This is a genomic window from Methylobacterium sp. WL18 (assembly GCF_008040015.1).
GTDB lineage: Bacteria > Pseudomonadota > Alphaproteobacteria > Rhizobiales > Beijerinckiaceae > Methylobacterium > Methylobacterium mesophilicum.
Map to the genome: position 1 here is coordinate 1 of NZ_VRVD01001347.1, position 438 is coordinate 438.

Sequence of the window (438 nt, forward strand, 5' to 3'; positions counted from 1 at the left end):
CTGGACGGCGTTGCGGATCTCGACCGCATCGGGCCGGCCGCGGCGGCCGGCGGGACGCCCGGAGGCGAATTGCTCGCCGAGCTGCGACATCCGCCGCTCGATGTCGCCGAGGCGCTCGGTCACCTGCTGGACCGGCGTCGCCTGCAGGGCGCGCTCGATCCGGGTCTCGATCTCGGCCAGGCGCCGGGCTTCGGTTTCCTGGGCGAGGCGCCGCTCCTCGTCGAGGGTGCGGTTGAGGCCGTCGATTCGGCTCATCAGGGCTGCGAAGCCCTCGCCGTAGGAGTCGGGGCTCTGCGCGTGCCGGCTCTCGGTCGGCCGCTCGAATGGCGAATGCCTTTGCTCGACGTGATCGTCGTGCTGGTCGATCTCGTGCCGGCTCTCCGGGCGCGCGGCCTGCTCGGCCCGCTGGCGGCGGCGCTGGCGCCGGTTGCCCTGGAG

General features: G+C 73.7%; 1 protein-coding gene. It reads right to left on the bottom strand.

What is annotated here, in order from left to right; genetic code table 11:
- The coding region (locus FV228_RS33900; RefSeq protein WP_210247844.1) for a hypothetical protein at positions 1–255 on the bottom strand (255 nt) is incomplete at its 3' end.
- Positions 256–438 lie beyond the last annotated feature (183 nt).